The following is a 24112-nucleotide window of genomic DNA, read 5'->3' on the forward strand; positions in this document are numbered from 1 at the left end:
TCGGACATAAGCTGTTATATTTGCTGAAAACTTATTGAAATGAAATCACTGGAAGATATTATTACCAAGGCTTGGGAAGACCGAAGTTTGCTAAGCGATTCTATAACTATCGATGCTATTCGACAAGTAATCAATCATCTGGATGAAGGTGAACTTCGCGTTGCCGAGCCAACAACCGATGGCTGGCAGGTAAATGAATGGGTGAAAAAAGCGGTGGTACTTTATTTCCCTATTCAAAAGATGAAAACCCTTGAAGCCGGAATTTTTGAATACCACGATAAAATTCCCCTAAAAAGTGGTTTTGCAGACAAAGGGATTCGGGTAGTTCCAAATGCGGTTGCACGATACGGAGCATATATCTCTTCAGGAGTGATTTTAATGCCGAGTTATGTAAACATTGGAGCCTATGTAGATGAAGGCACTATGGTAGATACCTGGGCAACCGTGGGAAGCTGTGCTCAAATCGGTAAAAATGTTCACTTAAGTGGTGGTGTAGGAATTGGCGGGGTTTTGGAACCTCTACAAGCTGCACCGGTAATTATTGAAGACAATGCCTTTGTAGGTTCAAGATGTATCGTTGTAGAAGGAATCAGAGTTGAAAAAGAAGCCGTTTTAGGCGCCAATGTGGTTCTTACAGGATCGACGAAAATAATTGATGTAACAGGAACAGAACCCAAAGAGATCAAGGGGTATATCCCTTCACGATCTGTGGTTATCCCGGGAAGTTATACCAAACAATTCCCCGCTGGAGAATTTCAGGTACCCTGTGCATTGATCATTGGAAAAAGAAAAGAAAGCACCGATAAGAAAACCTCTTTAAATGATGCTTTAAGGGAATATAATGTGGCGGTGTAAAGCCTCCTAACCCCCTAAGTAGGATTTTATAGAACTAAAATAATTAAAAAGCCCCTCCCGTCGGGAGGGGTTGGGGTGGGCTTATGAAAATATTAATTATACAGCAAAAAATGATTGGGGATGTTCTTACATCCTCGATCTTATTTGAAGCGCTTCGGGATAAATATCCTGAGGCTGAGCTGCATTATTTAATTTATCCCCGTACGCGACCCGTTGTTGAAAATAATCCGTTTATAGATAAGCTGATCCTTTTTGAAGATTCAGATAAAAAGCCCTTAAATTTTATTTCATTTCTTCAGAAAATGAAAAAGGAAAAATATGAGGTAGTAATTGATGTCTATTCAAAGATAGGAACTGCTTTTATTTCATGGTTTTCAGGAGCAAAATTGCGTATTTCCTTTAACAAATGGTATACCCGATTTTTTTATTCAGATGTATTTGATCGCAATATAATTTCAAAAACAAAGGGCGGCCTGGCCATTGAAAAACGCGTGCAATTGTTACAGCCTTTGCATAAAAATTTCCCTGCGGAAATAAAACCTAAAATCTATCTTACCGCTGCTGAAATTTCTTTTGCTACACAAATATTATCCGGTTCTGGAATTAATGCCGCAAAACCTTTGGTGATGATATCGGTTTTGGGAAGTTCAAAAAATAAAACCTACCCCCCGGAATTTCTTGCTGTTTTACTTAATAAAATAATTGAAGAAACCGAAGCCCAGTTATTGTTCAATTATATCCCCTCCCAAATGGATGAAGCCCGGAATATTTATGAGTTGTGCAACGAAAAAACCCAAAAGCACATTCACCTCGACATTTTCGGAAAAAGCTTAAGGGAGTTTATGGCGCTCACCTCCCAATGCGATGCATTGATAGGGAATGAAGGCGGTGCGGTGAATATGGCTAAAGCCATGAAAATACCAACCTTTGCTATCTTTTCTCCTTCTGTAAACAAGGAACACTGGAATGTATATGAAGATGAGATCACCAATGTTTCTGTCCATTTACAGGATTTTGTGCCTGAAATTTTTCTGAATAAAAGCAAAAAGGAATTACATTCGCTAAATGCAGAATTCTATACCAAATTTAAACCTGAACTTATTTCAGCTAAATTACATCAGTTCCTGCAACGTATAAAACCATGAAGTATCGATTCTTAATTTATATAAGTCATTCCTACGCACTTCCAATAGGGGAACCCTTACAAAAAGAGCTTTTAAAACGTGGGTTTGAAGTGAAATGGTTCGCCGATGAGGAGTACACCAAAGCTTTTTTTCCTGAATACGGTAAATTGTTAAATACAGTTCAAAATGCAATTGAATACAATCCCCACGTAGTTTTAACGATTAACGATAGCGTACCCGATTTTTTTCCGGGAATAAAAGTCCAAATTTTTCACGGGTTTCCAGCCAATAAACGAAAAGGAACCGACCAGTTTACAATTCGTGGATTTTTTGACCTTTATTGCACCCAGGGTCCATCTTCCACTTCAATTTTTAAAAAACTGGCAGAAAAGCATAAAACCTTTGAGGTTAAGGAAACCGGCTGGTCTAAAATGGATCCTTTATTTCCAATTACTGAAAAAAATTCTGCAAAAAAACCAGTAATTTTAATCGCCTCTACCTTTACCAAACAATATAGTCTGGCGTTAAAAGATGAAGTGGTTGCAGAACTGCAGCGGCTTTCAAAACTTGGAAAATGGGAATTTATCGCTGTTCTGCATCCAAAACTGGACGCTTCTGTATACTCGAAATTTGAAGCGATGCAACATGAAAATTTCACATTTTATAATACCACGGATCTTATTCCGCTCTTTAAAAAGGCCGATGTGATGTTTGCCGATACCACTTCGGCATTAATAGAATTTCTTATTCAAGAAAAAACTGTGGTTACTTTCAAAAATAATATGCCCGGGCCTTATTTAATCGATATTTCATCGGTTTCTGAGATCGAACCTGCGCTGGAAAACGCCTTGAATCCCCCTCAGGAATTGTTGCAGGAAATAAAAAAATTCAGTCAATTTTCACATCCATATACCGACGGAAGATCAAGCGAACGGGTTATAGATGCCTGTATTGAGTTTCTACATAAAGACAAATCCCATCTTAAAAAGAAACCCCTTAACCTGCTTAGGAAATATAAGATGAGAAAAAAACTGGGGTATTTCACCCTGTCAAGTTTTCACCGGCCAATAACACTTCCTAAGTTTGAATGATTTAGTTCTTCCAGAATTTAAGCTTTTTCTTTAATTGCTTTTTACGCCTAAATTTTTTCTGAAAATTATTGGTATACATCCACATTTCCTTAAAAACTTCAGCTTCAGGTTTATTGATTAGGGAAGCATATTCATTAGACATCACCTCTATCATTTCCTTTTTAGGAGTAAGTCTGGAGAAATTTTTCATGCGTTCCAAAAAGTTTAGTTCCTTAAAATTCATCCGGTTAAGATCTACCAGGAAAAATTTGTAGGTTCCATCTTGCACCTGGATTAAAGTGTTTCCGGGAGAATGATCTAAAAACTCAATCTTTTTTTCGTGCAGTTCATAGGTAAACCGCGTGAAAGCCCTTAAAATTTCTTCGCGCTGAGGGTAATTGGGATCATTTACCAATTCCCGGAAGGTTAGATCATACGCTAAATGTTCGCTTATATAATAGCTCTCCTGAAAAGTGAACCCCGATTTTTTCTCGGCGAAAGCTATAGGATAGGGAGTTCCAATATTTTTTGAAATAAGATATTCAGCATAGGTGAAAGAGCGCTCTGCCTTAGATTTTCTAAAAAACCGGTAGACTATTTTATTGACCGGATTGGGGAGTTTAAAAGATTTTATATTGACCTTTTTTCCGTTTAAATCAAATACTTTAATACTATTACGTTTACCGTCATTGATATGAATTCCCTTGCGATTAAAATTTTTAATTAATTTAAGAATCCTATCTCCTGGTTCCTCCTGGTAATTATTTGAAATAACAATTTTCATTTTTCAAATTATCTTTTCAAAAAATTATTTAAAACTTGCCACGGTGGCATATTGGGGATATCGAATATCCAAATGCGTGAACAAAAGAGGAATATTATAAAGATAAGGCTTTAGAGACCTACTCTTATTAATTCCTTCATGAACCTGAACTTCATAACCCAGACTTTCATACATTTTTAAAATACTTTTTCCGGTAAAAAACCGAAGGTGTGTTTTATCCATCACCCCGGACCCCTTATACTCCCATTCCTTGTTAAACAAGAGTTTAATAAGTGCATTATGATAACGTATATTGGGAATGGAACTTATAACAATTCCACCAGGTTTAAGATGGACTTTAATTTTTTCCAGAACCGTATATGGGTCAACCAGATGTTCCAGTACGTCGTTGAAATAAACAACATCAAAAAAGTGTTTTGGCAATTGATCGAGATGGTCTTCACAAGGGCCAGAATAGACTTTGTCCAGCACTTTTTCAGCCCTTAGTGCTTCATCCTTCATATATTCAATTCCCCAAACTTGCGCACCGGTTCTCTCTTTAATTACTTTCGCAAAAGAACCATCTCCACATCCTATATCAATAACCGTTTTTGCATCTAGTGGAAGATATTTTAACATTTCATAACGAATGTTATTATAATAACCTTCAGGTTTGTTTTCGTAATCCATAAGAAACAAATATAACTATAATTGAAGGAAGTAAAAGCTAAGAAATTTTTATTGCTGAAAACCGGACTTACATAAACACTAAAGCCATCGAATAAAATAGATTTTTAAATTCTGAAGTTTCAGTACTGTTACTTTAATAGTATCTTCGTTTTCTAAATTTTTTTACTGAATGAAGGCTGCCGTAGTAATACCAATTTATAAAACCGAATTAACGGAAATTGAAAAAATGTCATTAAACCAATGTAATAAGGTACTTGGAAGTCATGATATTTTTTATGCCAGCCCAAAAGGTTTAAATCCTTCAGCACGGCTACTGCCTTTTAAAAATGAAGAATTTGATCCTGAATACTTTAAAGACATTCAGGGCTATAACCGGCTTTTGGTGGAATCCCATTTTTATGAGCGCTTCCTGGAATATGACTACATTTTGATTTACCAGTTGGATGCATTTGTTTTTCGAGATGAATTGACTACCTGGTGCAACAAAAATTACGATTATATTGGGTCACCATGGATAGCTACGCAAAATATTTTATCAAAATTTCTTAAACTTTTTGCTTCAAAGAAATTTAAAAAAAGAGCACCAATTTTTTTTAAGGTTGGGAATGGCGGATTTTCCTTACGGAAAACCAAAACATTCTATGAGATTTCGAATAAACTGGCAAATAACATTCAAAACCAACTAAAAAAGAAAGATGAAATCTATGCCATTGAAGATGTGTTCTGGTCTTTAAAGGTCCCCGAATTTTTTCCAGAGTTCTCCATACCCGAATATAAAGAAGCAGTAAAATTTGCAATCGACCGTAAGCCCAAACTGGCTTTAAAGATTAATAAAAATGAACTTCCCTTTGGCTGCCACGGTATTAATAAACCCAAAGTTATTGAGTTTTGGAAACCAATATTGGATAAAGCGTATTCAAAAACTGGCCGAGATAGTACCCATTGATCTTTCTTATCATGTAAATTCCTATCGGGTTATTAATATTGTAAATTTGCACATCAATTTTCTGAAGCAAAACTATATTCAATTATTCAGCATTAAAGTATGACCATTCTACATCTTTCAGCGGTAAAAAATTGGGGTGGAGGGGAAAAGCATATTGAAAACCTTTGTGTTGAGCTGGGTTTTCTGGATCCTGAAATTGTAAATATCATATTTTGTCCCCATAACAGTCAGTTTCAAAAACATTTAAAAAAAACAGGTTTTAAGGTTATTCCTGCCCATTTGGATTTTAAAATGGATCCAAGATATTTTTTAAAACTCGTAAAAATATGCAGGAAGCAAAAAATAGACCTTATCCACATTCACGATAGCACAGCCCTTACCCTGGCTATAATGGGGGATCATTTGGGAGATTTACCTCCGTTTATTTTCAGTAAAAAAACCTCCTTCCCTATCCAGGCCCGTAAATCGAGTTTGTATAAATATAATTATCCAAAACTTAAAAAAATCCTTTGCGTTTCAGAAAAGACAAAAGCTGTTTCTGAAGAAAACATTTCAGAACATGAAAAATTACAGTGTATTTATCACGGCACATCGCTAAGGGATAAAGCTACCGAAAATGCATTTTCTATAAAAGATCATTTAAAACTTAATAAAAACACTCTAATTATTGGAAATATCGCCAATCACATCTGGCCAAAGGATCTTAAAATATTTATTCGGGTGGCCGAGGAGCTTGTTAATAATCAAAAAGTGAAAAATATTCATTTTGTTCAAATAGGCGCATTTTCAGAATTGACTTCTTCTTTTAAGAAATTGATCAAAGACTTAAAATTGGAAGATCACATCAGCCTCTTAAATAAAATTGAAGATGCTTCCAGATTTATCCCGCAATTTGATATTTCTTTAATGACTTCAGAAAGCGAAGGGATTCCACAATTTATTTACGAATCATTTTATCATAAGGTCCCTGTGGTAAGCACAGATGTAGGCGGTATTCCGGAAGTGATTCAACATGGGGAAAACGGTCTTTTGGCTCAGGCTTTCGATTTTATGCAATTGGCCGGGCATATTGTAACTTTACAAAATAATTCAGCATTGCGCGAGCAGTTTACCAGCATTTCAAAAGAAAAACTTCACCAAAGTTTTACTTCCGGAATAATGGCACAAAAAACTTTAATTGAATATAAAAACGTTTTAAATGGAAGATTTTAAGGACGAAACCGAGAGAGCCCTGGAAGTATTAAAAAAAGGAGGGATCATTTTATATCCCACAGATACGGTTTGGGGAATTGGTTGCGATGCTACAAACCCAGAAGCGGTAGAGCGGATATATAAATTAAAAAAACGAACCGACAGCAAAGCGATGATTTGTCTTGTAAACAGCGTAAAAATGCTGGAACAGTTTGTAAATAAGGTTCCGGATCCTGCTTATGATGTTATTGATCATTCAGATAAACCAACAACCATTATTTATGATAACCCTATTCGGGTGGCAAATAACCTGGTTGCCGAAGATGAAACCCTGGCCATACGTGTGGTTAAGGAGAAATTTTGCGAACAGCTTATCTACAAATTAAGAAAACCCCTGGTTTCAACTTCTGCAAATATCAGTGGGGAGCCTACTCCAAAATCTTTTGCTCAAATAGCCCCGGAAATTTTAAAAGGTGTAGACTATATAGTAAATTTGCAACATTCAAAAATATCAGATAAACCTTCGTCCATAATTAAAATTGGTAACGACAGGACTGTAAAAGTGATACGCAAATAAGACATGCCCAAAAACAAGAATTTCAGCCACGCACTCAATCCTGAAATATTTAAAATTATATCCCGCGCAAGCGATGAAACCGGTCTTGAGAGCTATGTGATAGGTGGTTTTGTAAGAGATCATCTCTTGGAGCGGGGAGATCCAAAAGATATTGATATTGTTGCTGTAGGAAGCGGAATTGCCCTGGCGGAAAAAGTTTCCCAATTACTGCCTAATAAACCCAAAGTTCAGATTTTCAAAAATTACGGAACAGCTATGTTGCGGGCTTTTGATATGGAGATCGAATTTGTGGGAGCCCGTACCGAAAGCTATAATGAAAATAGCCGAAATCCCGTTGTAGAAAATGGAACCCTGGAAGATGATCAAAACCGAAGGGATTTCACCATTAATGCGCTTGCATTAAGTTTAAATGAAAAAAATTTTGGTGAACTTATAGATCCTTTTGATGGTTTGGGGGATCTTGAAGCTCAACTTATTAAAACCCCTCTGGATGCGGATATAACCTACTCTGATGATCCCTTGCGAATGCTTCGCGCTATACGATTTGCTACTCAATTGGGTTTCAAAATTGAATCGAAGTCCCTTGAAGCGATTTCCAGGAACAAGGAGCGCATTAAAATAATTTCAGGAGAACGCATAGTAGACGAACTCCATAAAATCTTACTTTCTGAAAAACCTTCCATAGGGTTTGCACTTTTGCATAAAACAGGATTGCTTCCGCTTATTTTACCAGAATTAACTGCTCTGGAAGGAATTGAAGAAATAGAAGGTCAGCGACATAAAGACAATTTCTGGCATACGCTGGAAGTAGTGGATAACATTTCCAATCATACCGATGATCTTTGGTTACGCTGGGCGGCCCTTTTACACGATATTGGGAAGGCACCTACCAAGAAATTCCATAAAAAAATTGGCTGGACCTTCCATGGACACGAATTTATAGGCGCTAAAATGGTTTTTAAACTTTTCAAACGCCTGCGGATGCCGTTGAATGAGAAGATGAAATACGTCCAGAAACTGGTACTGATGAGCTCAAGACCTATTGTGATAGCCGATGAAAATGTAACCGATTCTGCTGTGCGAAGGCTTGTATTTGATGCGGGGGATGAGATTGAAGATCTAATGACACTTTGTGAAGCCGATATCACGACAAAAAACCCGAAAAAATTTAAAAAATACCATAATAACTTCCAAAAAGTAAGGGAGAAAATCAAGGAAGTTGAAGAACGGGATCATGTTCGGAATTTCCAACCTCCTGTTACAGGGGAAGAAATAATGGAGACTTTTCACCTGAAACCATCCAGGGAGATCGGGATTATTAAAGATGCGATCAAAGAGGCTATCCTGGAAGGGGAAATCCCCAATGAATATGAAGCAGCGAGAAATTTTATGCTTCAGAAAGGGAAAGAACTAGGTTTAAAAACTGAAAATACCCAGACCTGAAAAGATAAAGAAAGCATCAAAATGAGAGTAGCCTTTAAACGTATGTTAATCATGGCTTTTCCGGTAAGGTTTAGCAATTTGAAAGACTAAAATTCCGCTATGAAAAAAGACCAAAGACCTGTTGTTATCTGGCTTCTCACCGGATGTTTTCTCATTTTTATAATGGTGGTAGTGGGCGGAATAACCCGGCTCACTAATTCCGGACTTTCCATGACAGATTGGCACCTGGTAACCGAGGTAATTCCACCTATTACAGACACGCAATGGGAAGAGGCTTTTGAAGAATATAAAAAATATCCGGAATACCAGAAGATCAATATTCATTTTGATTTCACTCTGGAAGATTACCAGCAAATCTATTTCTGGGAATGGTTCCATAGATTACTAGGCAGACTTTTGGGGATCGTATTTATTGTTCCTTTCCTTTATTTTTTGATAAGGAAAAAATTTAGCGCAGAAATCCTGAAAAAATGCATTGTTCTATTATTCCTTGGGGGTTTCCAGGGATTCTTAGGATGGTATATGGTAAAAAGCGGATTGATAGATCAACCGGATGTGAGTCATTACAGGCTCGCTATGCATCTTACCACCGCATTCATCACCTTTGCTTTTACACTTTGGGTAGCACTGGATATTATGTACCCGGATAAAAAAACCATAAAAACCGCTTTTCGAAATTTGTTAAGGTTTAGCTTGGCAATTTTATTGATCCAGATTATCTGGGGAGCCTTTGTAGCAGGCTTAAATGCAGGCTTAATCCATAATACATGGCCGTTGATGAATGAAGGTAAACTCATACATGAAACGGTAATTATAGAACAATCGCCACTATGGAGAAATTTTGTGGAAGGAAAAAGTGGGGTACAGTTTGTGCATCGGTACCTCGCTTATATCGTGGTAGCTCTTATAGGTATAATTTGGTTTAAAAGTCGGAAATTTGATCTTACCGGCCCGCAAAGCAACGGAATTAGTGCACTTTTAATTTTAGTTCTTGTACAATTTGTTTTGGGAGTTTTTACCCTTATTTTTGCCGTGCCGTTATGGTTGGGAATTTTGCATCAGGTAGGAGCATTTTTCCTTCTTGCTGCAATGACATTTACCCTGCATAGATTTAGCCGATAACAATTATAAAGTACAGGTAGTACATATTGTCAGTCCGAATAGAAGGAGCAATTGACAACGAATGAAGCCCCTTTATGGGATTAAAAATAAAAAACACAGCATGATTTATAGATTCAGGATAATATTAGATACGCACGAGGATGTTTTCCGGGACATTGAGATTGAAGAAGAAGCTACTTTAGAAGATTTTCATAATGCAATTATCAATGCTTTCGGATTTGATGGAAATGAAATGGCTTCGTTCTATTTAAGCGATGGAGACTGGAATCAGGGAGAGGAGATCTCTCAATTTGACCTTAGCGAAGGAGCCGAATCTATCCGGTTGATGAATGAAACAACATTGGATTCGGTAGTTTCAGAATCGCAAACCAAATTGATTTATGTGTATGACTTTCTTAGCATGTGGACATTCCTTATCGAATTAGGAGAAATTGCAGAACCTGAAGCAGGACGGGATTATCCCAATTTAATGTTTGTTCACGGACAAATTCCCCTGGAAGCTCCAGACAAGGAGTTTATTGCTGAAAAAAACGAATTTGAAGAAGATGAAATGGATTCAGATTTTGATATAGAGGATTATGATGATCTTCCCTTTGAGGATAACTGGAATTAGCCACGTTTTTTTTACTGTTCAACATTTATTGTTTAGCGTTTATTTTTCTCAATACTCATATCCAACACTATTTTCTAAAATCTCTAATCTAATATCTCAAGTCTAAAATGATCAACCTATTTAACGCACAAATTGAATCGCTTTCTATTCACAGAGTTGGAAATAAAAGCCGAAATGAGAATATTTTTCTTTCAGCAGAGCCTTTTGAATTAAATGATGAGATCACGCCACTAATCAAGGAGTATTTTTTAAAACCTTTTCGGGAAAAGGAGGAAAGTTATTACCAGTTTTTTCACGAGACAGATCTGGAATTCAATGAACTTTTCAATCTAGCTAATAAAATTTTTGATCAGCCGGAAACCGTTCATGAGGTTTCCAAAAAAATAAATACGTTGTTATTTGAACAATCCTCCCATCCACATATCAAAAGCGGAGAAGTATATGTGGTATATTTTGAAAATATGTTGTTGGATAACGAGAAGATTTCAGCAATAGGAATATTCAAATCTGAATTAAAACATGATTTCCTTCAGTTTCAGGAAAAAGGAAGTACCCTTGAAATGATCATTCAGCAAGGGATCAATCTTCAAAAACTTGATAAAGGAGCACTAATATTCAACAAAAACAGAGAGGAAGGTTATAAAATCCTTTCTGTAGATTCGAATAAATATGACACCAAATACTGGCTTGAGAACTTTTTAGGTGTTGATGTCCTTGCCGATAATAATTTTTATACCAAGAAGTATTTAAAATTTTGTCAGAATTTCGCAAAAGATGTGGTTTTACCTGCTGAAGACAAAAAAGAAGAGGTCATGTTCATGAACCGAAGTGTGGATTATTTTGCAAAAAATGACGATTTTGAAGAAACCGCTTTTATGAACTCTGTGATCGATAATCCAGATTTGATTCCGGAATTCAAAAATTATAAAACAGATAAGGGACAAAAATATAAAATCGAAGATCTTACCTCCTTCCCTATTGCGAACACCGCCGTTACAGCCGCCAGGAAAACTATTAAGAATACCATCAATCTGGATACGCATATACAGATAAGGATGGATTTTATCAATCCGGAATCGGCTGAGAAATTCGTGGAAAAGGGCTGGGATGAAGAAAAACAGATGTATTACTATCTTGTTTATTTCAATAAGGAAGAAAAGAGTTAATTAAACTTTTCCAAAGAACCTACCTCCAAAAATTATAATTTTAATTTGCATTTGCAATTAAATCTAAAACACGTATTTTAGGTAGAAGTTTATCAATTTTTTTTTAATCGCAACAGTATTACTTTTGTAAGAGGTACATCTGGATGAGTAAGCATGAAAAAATGCTGATTAAAATATTACGGGGAACTTCAGACAAAAACATTGATTTCGAAGGTTTCAGACATTTATTAATTGAGATTCGATGAAAGGATTAAAGGAAGCCATCATATTTTCATGAAAGAAGGTATAGAGGATATCTTAAATATCCAATCAAAATCAGCTAAGGCAAAACCTTTTCAAGTAAAACAAGTAAGAAACTTAATAGTGAAACATCGGTTAGAATTGTAAGATGATAAAAAACATCTATAAATACGAGATCATTATTTATTGGAGCAACGAAGATGAAGCCTTAATTGCTGAAGTACCGGAATTAGCCGGATGTCAAGCTGATGGGGAGACTTATCAACAAGCCTTGGCCAATGTAGAAGTGGTGATTGATGAATGGATTGAAACTGCCAAATTGAAGGGCAGGAAGATTCCACCGCCAAAAGGCAGGTTGATGTTTGCATAGTCCGGAAGAAAAAAATTTAATTCTATTTCCAAAGTTCTAAACTTTTCCAAAGTTTGAAACTTTGGAAAAGTTGGTTTCTCAATCCTAAAACTTCGTATTTACATCTTCATAATTTCTCCTAACAAATTCAAGGGCCGTGCGCAATATTTGTCCCATAGTACGTGCCCTTTTAAATTTCATGTCCCTGGTAAGATCATACAGATCTTTCCGCAATTGCCTAACATTTGCCTGGGTTGATACATGATCGTTTATCATACATCGTATGAGTTCTTTAAAACGAGTTCTGGCATTGATCATTCTTTTGGCCAGTAGTGAGCGTTCTTCCCTGCGATATTGCTCTATAGAATCTGCCTGCAATCTATCGGCAACCAACTGGACCATTTTAAAGTTTTCTTTGAAAAACTGCGGCTTGTAAACCTTCAAATTTCCTTCATAACTTTGCTGATCGAAATCGATGGCACGAATAGTATAATCTACATGGTCAAAATCGTGAGTTGGAATTATCACATAATTATAGGAACGCATATCCCCAAGCAACCGAACCATGCAACGCTCATTGAATTTCACAAACTGTTTTGCAATTTGCGTTTTTGCCCGTTCATCACAATGGGGCAATTCATCTTCTATAAAAACATCTCCGGGAATTCCGGCAATGTGTTCTTCTATTAAGGTGTCTTTATGGACCAAAAAATTGATCCTGTGTGGAGAAAGTATATGCTCGATTTCCAGGCCATAAACCCGGGAGGCATCAGCAAGTTTTACATAGAAATAGGTAGTAACATCATTCAAAATATTCCTGACTTTAATTCTGAAGGGCTTTGAATTCCCAAAAGTGCAGTAATCAATGGCATCCACATTCAAAAATTCCAGGGAATCTACATTTCCGTCTGAATGGAGGATCGTATAAATATGCTTCAGGGATTCATCCAGCTCCAACCGTTCTGAATCTGCATAATAGCAGCGCACCCATAACGTATCCTCATCGTTGCGGTCAAAAACGGTAATACAACCTGAAAAACGCAGTAAATCATCGTAAAATACAGGGATTTTTGTATTCCTATTGTACCTTGTGAGGTAACTGTCAAATCTATCATTTATGGGAAAGGAAGGTTTTTTCCTGGACATTAACTTTTCTTCCATATAATGGTTTTTTTTTCAAAAATACGCGTTCTGATTCACTTCTCCTGTAACAAAACGTTAACTTCGGCGTCCCATGTTAAAACTAAACATCCCTTGGAGACAATACTTACACTAAATAACCTCACTAAAAAATATGGCCCGCTCACCGCGGTTAAAAACCTCTCCTTCACGATCCAGAAAGGGAACGTATACGGCATATTAGGGCCCAATGGCAGTGGGAAATCCACAACCCTGGGAATGGTCTTAAATGTGGTGAATAAAACAAGTGGAGAATATCACTGGTTTGACGGCAAGGATTCTACCCATGAGGCCCTGAAACAGGTAGGTGCAATAATAGAGCATCCTAATTTCTATCCTTATATGACAGCCAGGCAAAATCTTGCTTTGGTATGCAAAATAAAGGGGGTTCATCACAGTAAAATTGAAGAAAAACTGGAAATTGTAGGCTTGCTGGAAAGGAAAGACAGTAAATTCCGAACCTTTTCATTAGGGATGAAACAACGGCTTGCCATTGCTTCTGCCCTATTAAATGATCCGGAAATACTTATTCTGGATGAACCTACCAATGGACTTGATCCTCAGGGAATTCATCAAATTAGAGAAATCATCAGGCGTATTGCTTCCGAAGGAACAACTATTTTACTCGCATCACATTTGCTGGATGAAGTTGAAAAAGTTTGTACCCACGTTGTGATCATCAGAAAAGGCGAAAAGCTTTACAGCGGAAGGGTTGACGAAATGAATGCAAGTCATGGATTTTTTGAATTAAGATCTTCCGATTTACAGAAATTGGAGCGTATTTTATCCAGTCATCCTTCAATTGGAAAAGTGACCAATTCTGAAGGTTTAGTAACAGCAATTCTGGAAGAACCTATGGATTCTGAAACTATGAATTCCTATCTTTTTGAAAATGGGGTCGTGCTTTCTTACCTGGTCAAGCGCAAAGAAAGTCTGGAAGAACAATTCTTACAATTAACCAACCAAACAAGTCACTAGATGTTTCGTTTACTAGATATAGAATTACATAAACTAAAATATAGCAGGTCTGCAAAGATTCTTACTATCACTTATTTTATCCTGATAACTTTCATTGCCCTTATCGCTTCCATAGAATTCGATTTAGGACAAATCCATTTCCGGTTGGCAGATCAGGGAATATTTAATTTTCCTTTTATCTGGCATTTCAACAGTTATATTGCAGCACTTTTAAAATTGTTTCTCGCAATTGTAATTGTATCCATGATGTCCAATGAATACAGTAACCGGACCTTAAAACAAAACCTCATCGACGGGTTAAGCAAGAAAGAATTTGTGCTTTCAAAGTTCCTGACGGTCGTTCTGTTTTCAATTATTTCAACCTTTTTCCTGTTTTTGGTTTCCCTGATCCTGGGATATTCATTTTCTGATTACACCGAAATTTCCATCGTTTTTTCAGATATGGAATATTTACTTGGTTACTTTATCAAACTTCTTGGATTCTTTTCCTTTTGTATGTTTATAGGGATTTTGATAAAACGATCGGCTTTTGCACTGGGGTTTCTTTTTATTTGGTGGGTCCTGGAAAATATTGTATCCGGAATTCTCACCTGGAGAATTTTCCGCGACAGTGATATTGCTGAAAGTATAGTTCAGTTCTTTCCACTGGCCTCCATGAGCAATCTTGTGATTGAACCTTTTTCAAGGTTAAATTTCATTCAAACCGCTGCTACACAAATTGGATCGGAATTGGATAAAGATTATGGAGTACATTGGTACCAGCTTCTAATAGTCCTGGTATGGACATTCCTTTTTGTCTTTTTCTCGTACAAATTACTGAAAAGGAGGGATTTGTAATAACTCACCTGCAAGTCTCGGTTAACGTTAAAAAGATAGCAATAAAAAATCCCTGGTTTGAATAGGCATGATAATTGCTTAATTTTGCGGAGCTAGCAAAAAGAAATTCATGAAGTTCAATATAAAATCCAATTTTAAACCCACCGGGGATCAGCCACAGGCCATCAAAAAATTGGTTTCCGGACTCACTAAAAACGAACAGTATCAAACCTTACTGGGAGTTACCGGTTCTGGAAAAACGTTTACTGTTGCCAATGTTATTGAGGAAGTACAACGTCCAACCCTTATCCTTGCCCACAATAAAACTTTAGCTGCCCAGCTCTACTCAGAATTCAAGCAATTCTTCCCAGAAAATGCAGTGGAATATTTTGTTAGTTACTACGATTATTATCAGCCGGAAGCTTTTATCCCCTCGTCAGGTACTTATATAGAAAAGGATCTTTCCAGAAATGAAGAATTGGAAAAGCTCCGGTTGAGCACAACTTCTTCTTTGCTTAGTGGAAGAAGGGATATTCTTGTAATCGCATCGGTTTCCTGTTTGTATGGTATTGGAAATCCTGTTGAATTTCAGAAAAATGTGATCTCCATTGAAAAAGATATGCATATTTCCAGGACAAAACTTCTTCACCGACTGGTGCAGAGTTTATATTCCAGAACTGAAGCGGATTTTAACCGTGGAAATTTCAGAATTAAGGGAGATACCGTGGATATATTCCCGGGATATGCAGACCATGCTTTCAGAGTACATTTCTTTGGAGATGATATAGAAGAGATTGAGGCATTTAATCCGCTTACGAATGAAATAGTTGAAAAATACGACCGGCTGAATATTTACCCTGCCAATATGTTCGTGACTTCTCCGGATGTATTGCAGGGAGCGATCAGGGAAATTCAGGATGATTTAGTAAAACAAATTGATTATTTCAAGGATATTGGAAAACACCTGGAGGCAAAACGTTTGGAAGAACGCACCAATTTTGACCTGGAAATGATTCGTGAACTTGGATACTGTTCCGGAATTGAAAATTATTCCCGTTATCTCGACGGAAGGACCGCAGGAACGCGTCCCTTTTGCCTTTTGGATTATTTCCCGGATGATTTCCTGATGGTTATAGATGAAAGCCACGTTACGATTCCACAGGTACATGCGATGTACGGAGGTGACCGGTCCAGAAAAGAAACGCTGGTGGAATACGGCTTTCGTCTACCCGCAGCAATGGATAACCGACCGCTTAAATTTGAGGAGTTTGAAGCGCTTCAGAATCAGGTTATATATGTAAGTGCAACCCCCGCCGATTACGAATTACAAAAAACAGAAGGGGTTTATATCGAACAGGTGATTCGGCCAACAGGTTTGCTGGATCCTGTAATAGAAGTAAGACCAAGCCTGAATCAAATCGATGATTTAATTGAAGAAATTCAGGTTCGTGCTGAAAAAGATCAACGGGTTTTGGTTACGACCTTAACCAAAAGAATGGCAGAAGAACTCACCAAATATCTTACCCGGATCAATGTAAGATGCCGTTACATTCATTCTGATGTAGACACTCTGGAAAGGGTTGAGATCATGAATGATCTTAGAAGAGGTATTTTTGATGTGCTAATCGGAGTAAATTTATTACGGGAAGGCCTGGATCTTCCTGAAGTATCCCTTGTAGCGATTCTCGATGCCGACAAGGAAGGTTTTTTGCGAAGCAATCGTTCGCTTACACAAACAATTGGACGTGCCGCCAGACACCTTGAAGGCAGGGCGATATTGTATGCAGATAAAATAACCAAAAGCATGCAGTTAACTATAGATCAAACCGAATATCGCCGGGCAAAACAGATAGAGTTCAATAAAGAACATAACATTACCCCTACCGCATTGATAAAAGCTTTTAATGAAACGCTGGTTAAAAAGAAAGAAGCCTACAAAATAGAATCGGCCCCAACATTAAAAGCAGCAGAAAAAGAAACTGCTTATTTCAGCAAGGCACAACTGGAGAAGCGAATTAGGGAAAAGAGAAAAGAAATGGAAACCGCTGCCAAAGATCTTGATTTTATGACGGCAGCCCGTTTAAGAGATGAAATAAAAATGCTTCAGGAAAAAACAACCGCGCTTGCTGAATAAGTTTAAATCCGAAATAATATTTCTTAAATAATTGATAATATTCTCAAACAACTAATTTTCAGAAGTTTAATATTCATATATTCAAGTACCCTTTTACACTTTTTCTTTCTGATGTGACGGTCTAAAACCGTAACATATGAAAAATTTTATTTTTATTTTATCGATTTTATCTGGATTATATTCATTTCCGCAGGTTGGAATTGGGACATCCAATCCACAGGCGCAACTTGATATTATTTCAGATTCTCCCTCAAATCCGTCGGTGATCGATGGACTTTTAATTCCAAGAATCGATAAATTTCCATCGGTAAATCCCGGTGTAAATCAGGATGCGATGTTGATCTATTTAACCAAAACCGTGAATGAATTTCCCAAAGGCTTTTACTTCTGGAATGCTTCAGAAATAAAATGGGAAACCATCAGCGGCAATAGTTTTGGTAATTTCTTTAAACCCGGAACCAGCAGCAATCCAAATAATATATCTGAACCTATGTACAGATTAGGAAGTATTGGTATTGGTACACAGGAAATCACGGCCAAACTGCAAATTGTTCTGAATTCGGTTACAGATGCCACTGTTAAAAAAGGTCTGGAGGTAGACAATAATAATCCCACAGTTGATAAATTAACCACCTATGGAATTATAAATAATAATAGGAGCGCTACAGATGGAAATAAATACGGAATAAAAAATAATGTTGGTGGATTGGGTACTGGAATCCATTACGGGTTTTTCAATGAAACCTATCAAAATCTTGGTACCAATGATATCTATGGGATTTATAACCGCGTAGGAAATACTGTTGGTGCAAAAAGCGATAATTACGGTATTTATACTATAATTGGAAGTCCAACAAGTTTGGGAACTATCTATGGAATATATGCTAAAGCGGAAGGTAACAGCAGTGCAAAGGTTTTTGCAGGTTATTTTGCAGGAAGGCTTGGAATTGGACTTACCCCCGAAGAAGAATATATTTTACCTGCGACCAGGGGCAAGAGCGAACAAGTTTTAGCCACCAATAATACGGGCGATGTAAGCTGGAAGTATCCCAACATGATGAATTATTCATCTACCGGAGCCGCAGTTGGCCCCTATATTATTACGGAGGAAGTTTATACTTTAAGAATTACCAGCTCGGTTTCCAGTATAACAATCCCGGAAGCTTCCACGAACAAAGGAAGGATACTAATTCTAATCGCTTTTCCCGGAATGGGCAACAGGCCTTTCAACTTTTTAAGTGGCGATACCTTATTTGATATTTCTACAGGAAATGACATCACTTCAATTTCATCCGGGAACAGGTTTATGATTCAGAGTATAGGGACGAGATGGGTGGTTTTGTTTAAATAAAAAAAGTGGCAACATCGATGCATTTTCCGGATGCAGCTAATTCAACCAAAAAATTTTCTTCATTCTCCATTATGTTTATTGGCGGAAGACTGATTCCCCTATTGCTCACTTTTGGAGTTCCTCCTAACCCCTCAAACTGTCCATTGTTCTAAAATTTTGTTATTTAAATTCCTCCTTTCCCCTGTTTACTTCATAAATGTTTAATTTTAATCATTGAAATTAAACATTTATGATACAATTATTCAAACGGATACTGGCATTTTTTAACCTTATACAAAGCAAAATTGCCTTTTATCCTACCACCTTTGCTATTACAGGAGTTCTATTGGCATTTTCACTATTTTATCTTGAAGAGCGAGGGATTTCCAGATATTTGGTGGACCATGCTCCAATTTTGGTTGTAAATAATGGTCAAACGGCCCTTACCATTTTAAGTGCCTTAATCACAGGATTGATATCCATGATGGTTTTTAGCTTTTCCATGGTGATGCTACTGCTAAGTCAGGCTTCCAATAATTATTCTCCAAGACTTTTACCGGGATTGATCTCAGACAAGGTGCACCAAATAATCCTGGGGATCTTCCTGGCCACAATCCTTTATTTAATCTTCATACTCTTTTCCATTCAGCCTACAGGTGATAAATACCAAATACCAGGATTTTCGGTATTACTGGGAATTTTAGGTACCGTAATTTGTATTTATTCCTTTATCTACTTTATCCATAATATCTCACAAAGTATTCAGATAAATAATATCATGGATAAAATACATAAATTGGCCAAAAGCAGGTTAAATACCATTATAGAAAACGATTCAAAAAGCTCAAACGAATTTCCGTCTACCGAGAGCTGGTTTGAATATTGTACCGAAAAAAGTGGGTATTTTCAAAATGTTTCCGTTTCTAATTTGATGGATATTTGTGCAGATAGAAATACTCAGATACATATTTTACCCATTAAAGGCAGTTTTGTTTTAAAAGGAAACCCTCTTTTTAAATCGAAAGAAGAGTTAGATCATGAAATGATCAAAACCATTTTAGCGAATTTTAAACTCCATAAAGCAGAACTGGTTGCCGATAATCATCTCCTGGCATTTAAACAAATAACAGAAGTTATAGTAAAAGCTATGTCTCCCGGAATCAACGATCCCGGAACTGCCATAAACGGCATAGATTATCTCACAGAACTTTTTTGTTTAAGAATGTTAAAAAAAGATACTAACGTATATGGAAGAGATGAGAAAGTATTTATAAAAATTAATTCCGTGAGCTTTTCAGAACTTATTTACCAGGTAATGGCTTCTATCCGTACTTATTGCAAACAAGATATCATTCTGACACAAAAATTAGTGGTCATGTTCAAATATTTGAAAATGCAAAAAATGGAAAATCCAGCCTATTTAAAAAGTATAGATCTGGAAGCCAAAACACTTTTAAATGATGCAAGATCCAGCATTACCAATGAAAGGGATTTACAATTAGTTGAAAAAATGGCTGTTGATTTCGGACTTAAAATAATTTAATTCAAAGTCAGCGTTTTTTTCTCCAAACATCAACTTTAACCTATTTTGAAGCTAAAAATAGTTAGCTTTTTTTGGAATCTGCCCATTCCTGAACCAGCTCTTCCAGAATATTTAAAGGAACCGCGCCATTTAAAAGTACCACATCATGAAACTCCCTTAAATCAAAATCGTTTCCTAACTGGACTTTCGCTTCTTCCCTTAATTCCAAAATTTTATTCATACCAATTTTATAAGCTGTTGCCTGTCCGGGCATAACGATATGCCGTTCTACCATTTTAACGCAATCACTCTCTGCATTAGGGGTGTTTTGTTTATAATAATCAATACCCTGCTCCCTGGTCCATTTTTTTGAATGTATCCCCGTATCTACCACCAACCTGCAAGAACGCCATAATTCCATGGCCAGGCGTCCAAAATCTGAATACGGATCTTTATAGAAACCTATTTCTTTCGGAACTAATTCACTATACAACCCCCATCCTTCAGAATAAGCCGTATAACGACTGAATTTCCTGAACATAGGTACACTATCCAATTCCTGTGCGATCGCTATTTGCATATGATGCCCCGGGATCCCTTCGTGATAAGCCAATGCCTCCATTTGATAGGTTGGCATCGCATTCATGTCAAATAAATTTGCATAATAGGTTCCGGGTCGCGAACCGTCAATTGCTGGCTGCTGATAAAAAGCTTTTCCTGCACTTTTCTCCCTAAAGGGCTCTACTGCTTTTACTATGATATCGGCTTTTGGTTTTGTTAAAAACAATTCATCAAGACGCCCTTTCATGGTATTTATAAGCGCGGTTGCTTCCTTAAGATATCTTTCTTTTCCTTCCGGAGTATTGGTGTAATAGAATTGCGCATCGGTTCGCATAAATTCAAAGAAATCCTGGAGGGAACCAACAAATCCCACCTGCTTCATGATCCCTTCCATTTCCCTATGAATTCTCGCTACTTCAAGAAGGCCAATTTCATGGATTTCATTTGCAGTAAGATCGGTAGTCGTAATTCGTTTTAACCTGTTTTTATAAAATGCTTCTCCTTTTGGAAATTTCCAGGCACCATGATCTGATGTTGCCCTTTGTTGTTGATTTTCCAGAGCAGCGATCAACTTTTCATAGCCAGGTTTTACTGCTTTCACAAGGGCTTGTTCCGCCTCTAAAATTAAATCCCGTTTCTGTTTTTCAGATAAACTGAGTTTTGAGACCTTGGTTTTGAAATCATCCAAAAGAACACTTGACTCCTTAGAATTGGTAAAAGGTTTTCCTTTTATCACATTTTTAGAATCATCCAAAACTTTTTCAAAAACAAACTTTGGCGGAATAATCCCATTTTGCTCTCTCAGTTTTATACCTTCTATTACATCATCAAAAGCTTTGGGGATTCCATTTAGCCGGGAAATGTATGCCTTGGCATCGGCAACAGAATCTATACGATGCATATTGATAAGAAATGCCGGAAGCTGGGAATGATAACCAAACATTTGATTTACAGGATAATTATGGAACCTGAATTCAAAATCGGCGATTTCATTTTCCACCTCTTGTTTAAATAACCGGTAACTAAGCCTGGTTTCGTCATTTAAAACAATTTCCTCTACATTCGCCTTAAGGTATTTTTGTCGCTCCTTAGCCTGTTCAAGATCCTGAACTAGTTTTTGATTTGAAAAATCATCCCATTTCCCATAATCGGTTTTTCTGCCAAGCTGGGTTTGCATCATGGGAGATTCTGCGACTTCCTTTTCAAACTCCGCCTCAAAATAAGTATTCAGTGCTTGGGAAGCTTCTGAAATTTCCATTTCAGAATATTTCTCGTCGTCTATATCTTCCTTACAAGCGACCATTCCCATTATGCTGAGAAATAATACGACTAGTTTCAGATTTTTTTTCATTTCCAGATTCTTTTAATTAGTGAAATTCTCTTCCCTGAAAATAATCCGGAAAGAGATTTTTTTTTAACTCAAGGCTATTTTTTTCTTCGGAATATCTCGAACGCTAATCCCTTGATATTGATTATTATTTAATTTTCTAAAACTGAAAAATTTATGAATGAATCTCCATATAAGGTATGCGTTTGCTTGGTGAAATCTTTCTCTTCAGCCAAGAAAATATTCGGAACATAGGTTTGCGGATTCAAATCTATCAGCGGAAACCATGTACTTTGAACCTGAATTTGAAGTTTATGTCCTTTTTTAAACGTGTGGTTGATGTCCTGCAAATTAAAAGATACATCTGTTTTCTTGTTGGCATCAAAAGGTTCAGGGTTTTCAAAACTGTTTCTGAAACGCCCACGAAGCACCTCACTTCTTACCATCATATGATAATTGCTCATTTTTAAATGATCCTGAGTTTCTTCAAAATCTTCAGCATCCGGCGGATAAACATCAATTACTTTCACTACCCAATCTGCAGCCGTCCCTGTGGTTGCAACCTTTAAATGAGCTTCAATTGCTCCGGCCATCGTCATATCTTTTTCCAAGACAGGGGTTTCAAACACCAAAACATCCGGTCTCCTCGCTGCAAAACGTTGATCATCTGTCATATATTTTCTTGGTGTAAATACCATTTTTATATCTTCAGAATAAGGCACGGGTTTTTCGGGATCGCTAACAAATGAAATTTCCGTATTGCTGGCTTGATCGCTTAATTTCTGATCTTCTCCAAGATAATAGGTTTTCTTTACTGCATTTTTCGGAGGCCAGGAATCATAAGAATCCCATTCCCTGTTTCCTGTATCATACATATAAGCATCCGGTAAAGCCAGTTCTTTTGAAGCGCTTCCTTTTAAGAAATGATTAAAGAATTTGGTTTCCACATTCCTTTGATAATCTTCAGAAATATTATCTCCGAAATAAACATTCCCTACTGCCTGTCTTTCAGTTTGTCTGGCCCAATCGCCATGGCTCCAGGGACCAAAAACCATAATATTGTAGTTGTCACCGGTTTTTTCAATAGTTTTATAAGTCTCAAACGGACCATAAAGGTCTTCCGCATCAAACAGTCCGCCTACAGTCATTACCGCTGGCTTTACATCATTTAAATGCTGGATCACTCCTCTGGACTTCCAGAATTCATCATAGTTTGGATGCTCCTTAAGTTGTTGCCAAAAAATATTGTCCTCTCCATAATATTTGTCAAGATTGCTCAATGGTCCTATGTCCAGAAAAAACTGATACTGGTCCTGTATTCCCAATTCGGGAAGCTCATACCAGGCTTCTGTAGTGGGTCCATCTTTATCATAACCAAACAATGCGGTTGCTCTCCAATAACTTAACAAATAGGCTCCATTATGGTGGAAATCATCAAAAAAGAAATCGCCTATTCCTGCCTGTGGAGAAACGGCCTTTAAAGCAGGGTGTGCATCAATCAAAGACATAACCGCATAATGTCCGGGATAAGATATTCCCCAGGTTCCTACACGACCATTGTTGTTTTTCGCATTTTTAATAAGCCATTCAATAGTATCATAGGTATCACTTGCTTCATCCGACTGTTTTCTCTTTTTATTTGGAATATACGCCCGCATATTGTCGTAAGTACCTTCACTCATCCAACGCCCTCGAACATCCTGATAAACAATAATGTTCCCTTCTTCCATCAAATATTTATTAGGTCCTATTAACGATCGAAATTGATCTGTTCCATATGGCCGGGAACTATAGGGAGTGCGTTGCATGATAATAGGATACTCTTTTGAAGTGTCCTTTGGAGAATATATAGTGGTGTGCAGTTTTACTCCGTCACGCATAGTGATATACACTTCCTGCTTGTCGTAGTTTTCTGAAATTTCAAATTTTTGGGTGGATTGTGAAAAAAGTGGAACTGATAAGAATAAACTTATCAGGAACATTAGTGGGGTTTGCATTACTTTCATTTAATTTATTTTTCTGAAGTTAAAGAAATCTTTTTTCAAAGAATTTTGATGAATTATCCAAAAAACACCCTTAAAAATTTAATTTAAAGTCCTAAAGATAGAAATTAACT

Annotated in this window: 21 protein-coding genes; 16 read left to right on the top strand and 5 right to left on the bottom strand. The window is 36.9% G+C overall.

What is annotated here, in order from left to right; all coding sequences use genetic code 11:
* The first annotated feature begins 39 nt into the window (after positions 1–39).
* The 3 genes from ACKGJN_RS14360 (at position 40) to ACKGJN_RS14370 (ending at position 3070) form a co-directional block, all read left to right on the top strand.
* The gene (locus ACKGJN_RS14360) at positions 40–855 is read left to right on the top strand and encodes a 2,3,4,5-tetrahydropyridine-2,6-dicarboxylate N-succinyltransferase (protein WP_409540242.1); all 816 of its coding nucleotides are present in this window, start codon (positions 40–42) and stop codon (positions 853–855) included.
* A gap of 110 nt (positions 856–965) precedes the next feature.
* Positions 966–2000, top strand: coding sequence for a glycosyltransferase family 9 protein (locus tag ACKGJN_RS14365; protein WP_409540243.1), 1035 nt, complete (start codon positions 966–968; stop codon positions 1998–2000).
* Positions 1997–3070, top strand: a complete 1074-nt coding sequence (locus ACKGJN_RS14370; protein ID WP_409540244.1) for a CDP-glycerol glycerophosphotransferase family protein — start codon at positions 1997–1999, stop codon at positions 3068–3070. Before ACKGJN_RS14365 ends, ACKGJN_RS14370 begins: the two co-directional genes overlap by 4 nt.
* 1 nt (position 3071) lies before the next feature.
* Here ACKGJN_RS14370 and ACKGJN_RS14375 read toward each other — a convergent pair whose 3' ends face one another.
* Together ACKGJN_RS14375 and ACKGJN_RS14380 are read right to left on the bottom strand one after the other, a co-directional pair.
* A complete protein-coding gene (locus ACKGJN_RS14375) occupies positions 3072–3833 on the bottom strand; it encodes a lipopolysaccharide kinase InaA family protein (protein ID WP_409540245.1) in 762 nt (253 codons plus the stop codon).
* Between the two features lie 24 nt (positions 3834–3857).
* Complete coding sequence (locus ACKGJN_RS14380) at positions 3858–4502, bottom strand: class I SAM-dependent methyltransferase (protein ID WP_409540246.1); 645 nt, start codon at positions 4500–4502, stop codon at positions 3858–3860.
* Between the two features lie 169 nt (positions 4503–4671).
* Between ACKGJN_RS14380 and ACKGJN_RS14385 the strand changes: the two genes are divergently transcribed.
* The 8 genes from ACKGJN_RS14385 to ACKGJN_RS14420 all read left to right on the top strand — a co-directional run bounded on the left by ACKGJN_RS14385 (position 4672) and on the right by ACKGJN_RS14420 (position 12170).
* Entirely contained in the window at positions 4672–5448 is a 777-nt protein-coding gene (locus ACKGJN_RS14385) for a DUF5672 family protein (RefSeq protein WP_409540247.1), read from the top strand.
* Positions 5449–5547: 99 nt separating this feature from the next.
* The gene (locus ACKGJN_RS14390; RefSeq protein ID WP_409540248.1) at positions 5548–6660 is read left to right on the top strand and encodes a glycosyltransferase family 4 protein; all 1113 of its coding nucleotides are present in this window, start codon (positions 5548–5550) and stop codon (positions 6658–6660) included.
* Positions 6647–7216, top strand: a complete 570-nt coding sequence (locus tag ACKGJN_RS14395; protein ID WP_409540249.1) for an L-threonylcarbamoyladenylate synthase — start codon at positions 6647–6649, stop codon at positions 7214–7216. Before ACKGJN_RS14390 ends, ACKGJN_RS14395 begins: the two co-directional genes overlap by 14 nt.
* A gap of 3 nt (positions 7217–7219) precedes the next feature.
* Positions 7220–8659, top strand: coding sequence for a CCA tRNA nucleotidyltransferase (locus tag ACKGJN_RS14400; protein WP_409540250.1), 1440 nt, complete (start codon positions 7220–7222; stop codon positions 8657–8659).
* Between the two features lie 99 nt (positions 8660–8758).
* Positions 8759–9781 (top strand): COX15/CtaA family protein, encoded by a 1023-nt coding sequence (locus tag ACKGJN_RS14405; protein ID WP_409540251.1) that lies wholly within the window; start codon positions 8759–8761, stop codon positions 9779–9781.
* Between the two features lie 100 nt (positions 9782–9881).
* Positions 9882–10394: an IS1096 element passenger TnpR family protein gene (locus ACKGJN_RS14410; RefSeq protein ID WP_409540252.1), complete on the top strand. Its 513-nt coding sequence runs from the start codon at positions 9882–9884 to the stop codon at positions 10392–10394.
* Between the two features lie 107 nt (positions 10395–10501).
* Positions 10502–11560 (top strand): nucleoid-associated protein, encoded by a 1059-nt coding sequence (locus ACKGJN_RS14415; RefSeq protein ID WP_409540253.1) that lies wholly within the window; start codon positions 10502–10504, stop codon positions 11558–11560.
* 388 nt (positions 11561–11948) lie between these two features.
* Positions 11949–12170 carry a type II toxin-antitoxin system HicB family antitoxin gene (locus tag ACKGJN_RS14420; RefSeq protein WP_409540254.1) on the top strand — a complete coding sequence of 74 codons (222 nt, stop codon included), beginning with the start codon at positions 11949–11951 and terminating at the stop codon, positions 12168–12170.
* 84 nt (positions 12171–12254) lie between these two features.
* Here the strand turns inward: ACKGJN_RS14420 and ACKGJN_RS14425 are convergent, their stop codons facing one another.
* On the bottom strand, positions 12255–13310 hold the full coding sequence (locus ACKGJN_RS14425; protein WP_409540255.1) for a hypothetical protein: 1056 nt from the start codon (positions 13308–13310) through the stop codon (positions 12255–12257).
* A 93-nt stretch (positions 13311–13403) separates the two neighbouring features.
* Between ACKGJN_RS14425 and ACKGJN_RS14430 the strand changes: the two genes are divergently transcribed.
* The 5 genes from ACKGJN_RS14430 to ACKGJN_RS14450 all read left to right on the top strand — a co-directional run bounded on the left by ACKGJN_RS14430 (position 13404) and on the right by ACKGJN_RS14450 (position 20129).
* Positions 13404–14306: an ABC transporter ATP-binding protein gene (locus ACKGJN_RS14430; RefSeq protein WP_409540256.1), complete on the top strand. Its 903-nt coding sequence runs from the start codon at positions 13404–13406 to the stop codon at positions 14304–14306.
* Positions 14307–15143, top strand: a complete 837-nt coding sequence (locus tag ACKGJN_RS14435) for an ABC transporter permease (protein ID WP_409540257.1) — start codon at positions 14307–14309, stop codon at positions 15141–15143.
* A gap of 109 nt (positions 15144–15252) precedes the next feature.
* On the top strand, positions 15253–17256 hold the full coding sequence (gene uvrB / locus ACKGJN_RS14440; protein ID WP_409540258.1) for an excinuclease ABC subunit UvrB: 2004 nt from the start codon (positions 15253–15255) through the stop codon (positions 17254–17256).
* A gap of 136 nt (positions 17257–17392) precedes the next feature.
* Positions 17393–18607, top strand: coding sequence for a hypothetical protein (locus ACKGJN_RS14445; RefSeq protein WP_409540259.1), 1215 nt, complete (start codon positions 17393–17395; stop codon positions 18605–18607).
* A 229-nt stretch (positions 18608–18836) separates the two neighbouring features.
* Complete coding sequence (locus ACKGJN_RS14450) at positions 18837–20129, top strand: DUF2254 domain-containing protein (RefSeq protein ID WP_409540260.1); 1293 nt, start codon at positions 18837–18839, stop codon at positions 20127–20129.
* Between the two features lie 61 nt (positions 20130–20190).
* Here ACKGJN_RS14450 and ACKGJN_RS14455 read toward each other — a convergent pair whose 3' ends face one another.
* Positions 20191–22020: a DUF885 domain-containing protein gene (locus tag ACKGJN_RS14455; protein WP_409540261.1), complete on the bottom strand. Its 1830-nt coding sequence runs from the start codon at positions 22018–22020 to the stop codon at positions 20191–20193.
* Positions 22021–22148: 128 nt separating this feature from the next.
* Positions 22149–24002: a CocE/NonD family hydrolase gene (locus tag ACKGJN_RS14460; RefSeq protein WP_409540262.1), complete on the bottom strand. Its 1854-nt coding sequence runs from the start codon at positions 24000–24002 to the stop codon at positions 22149–22151.
* Positions 24003–24112: the final 110 nt, after the last annotated feature.

Source organism: Gillisia xinjiangensis, from assembly GCF_046298265.1.
In the GTDB taxonomy this organism is placed as follows: domain Bacteria; phylum Bacteroidota; class Bacteroidia; order Flavobacteriales; family Flavobacteriaceae; genus Gillisia; species Gillisia xinjiangensis.

Coding starts and splice junctions, on each gene's coding strand:
- ACKGJN_RS14360 (WP_409540242.1), top strand. CDS start 40: ATGAAATCACTGGAAGATATTATTACCAAGGCTTGGGAAGACCGAAGT.
- ACKGJN_RS14365 (WP_409540243.1), top strand. CDS start 966: ATGATTGGGGATGTTCTTACATCCTCGATCTTATTTGAAGCGCTTCGG.
- ACKGJN_RS14370 (WP_409540244.1), top strand. CDS start 1,997: ATGAAGTATCGATTCTTAATTTATATAAGTCATTCCTACGCACTTCCA.
- ACKGJN_RS14375 (WP_409540245.1), bottom strand. CDS start 3,833: ATGAAAATTGTTATTTCAAATAATTACCAGGAGGAACCAGGAGATAGG.
- ACKGJN_RS14380 (WP_409540246.1), bottom strand. CDS start 4,502: ATGGATTACGAAAACAAACCTGAAGGTTATTATAATAACATTCGTTAT.
- ACKGJN_RS14385 (WP_409540247.1), top strand. CDS start 4,672: ATGAAGGCTGCCGTAGTAATACCAATTTATAAAACCGAATTAACGGAA.
- ACKGJN_RS14390 (WP_409540248.1), top strand. CDS start 5,548: ATGACCATTCTACATCTTTCAGCGGTAAAAAATTGGGGTGGAGGGGAA.
- ACKGJN_RS14395 (WP_409540249.1), top strand. CDS start 6,647: ATGGAAGATTTTAAGGACGAAACCGAGAGAGCCCTGGAAGTATTAAAA.
- ACKGJN_RS14400 (WP_409540250.1), top strand. CDS start 7,220: ATGCCCAAAAACAAGAATTTCAGCCACGCACTCAATCCTGAAATATTT.
- ACKGJN_RS14405 (WP_409540251.1), top strand. CDS start 8,759: ATGAAAAAAGACCAAAGACCTGTTGTTATCTGGCTTCTCACCGGATGT.
- ACKGJN_RS14410 (WP_409540252.1), top strand. CDS start 9,882: ATGATTTATAGATTCAGGATAATATTAGATACGCACGAGGATGTTTTC.
- ACKGJN_RS14415 (WP_409540253.1), top strand. CDS start 10,502: ATGATCAACCTATTTAACGCACAAATTGAATCGCTTTCTATTCACAGA.
- ACKGJN_RS14420 (WP_409540254.1), top strand. CDS start 11,949: ATGATAAAAAACATCTATAAATACGAGATCATTATTTATTGGAGCAAC.
- ACKGJN_RS14425 (WP_409540255.1), bottom strand. CDS start 13,310: ATGGAAGAAAAGTTAATGTCCAGGAAAAAACCTTCCTTTCCCATAAAT.
- ACKGJN_RS14435 (WP_409540257.1), top strand. CDS start 14,307: ATGTTTCGTTTACTAGATATAGAATTACATAAACTAAAATATAGCAGG.
- uvrB (WP_409540258.1), top strand. CDS start 15,253: ATGAAGTTCAATATAAAATCCAATTTTAAACCCACCGGGGATCAGCCA.
- ACKGJN_RS14445 (WP_409540259.1), top strand. CDS start 17,393: ATGAAAAATTTTATTTTTATTTTATCGATTTTATCTGGATTATATTCA.
- ACKGJN_RS14450 (WP_409540260.1), top strand. CDS start 18,837: ATGATACAATTATTCAAACGGATACTGGCATTTTTTAACCTTATACAA.
- ACKGJN_RS14455 (WP_409540261.1), bottom strand. CDS start 22,020: ATGAAAAAAAATCTGAAACTAGTCGTATTATTTCTCAGCATAATGGGA.
- ACKGJN_RS14460 (WP_409540262.1), bottom strand. CDS start 24,002: ATGAAAGTAATGCAAACCCCACTAATGTTCCTGATAAGTTTATTCTTA.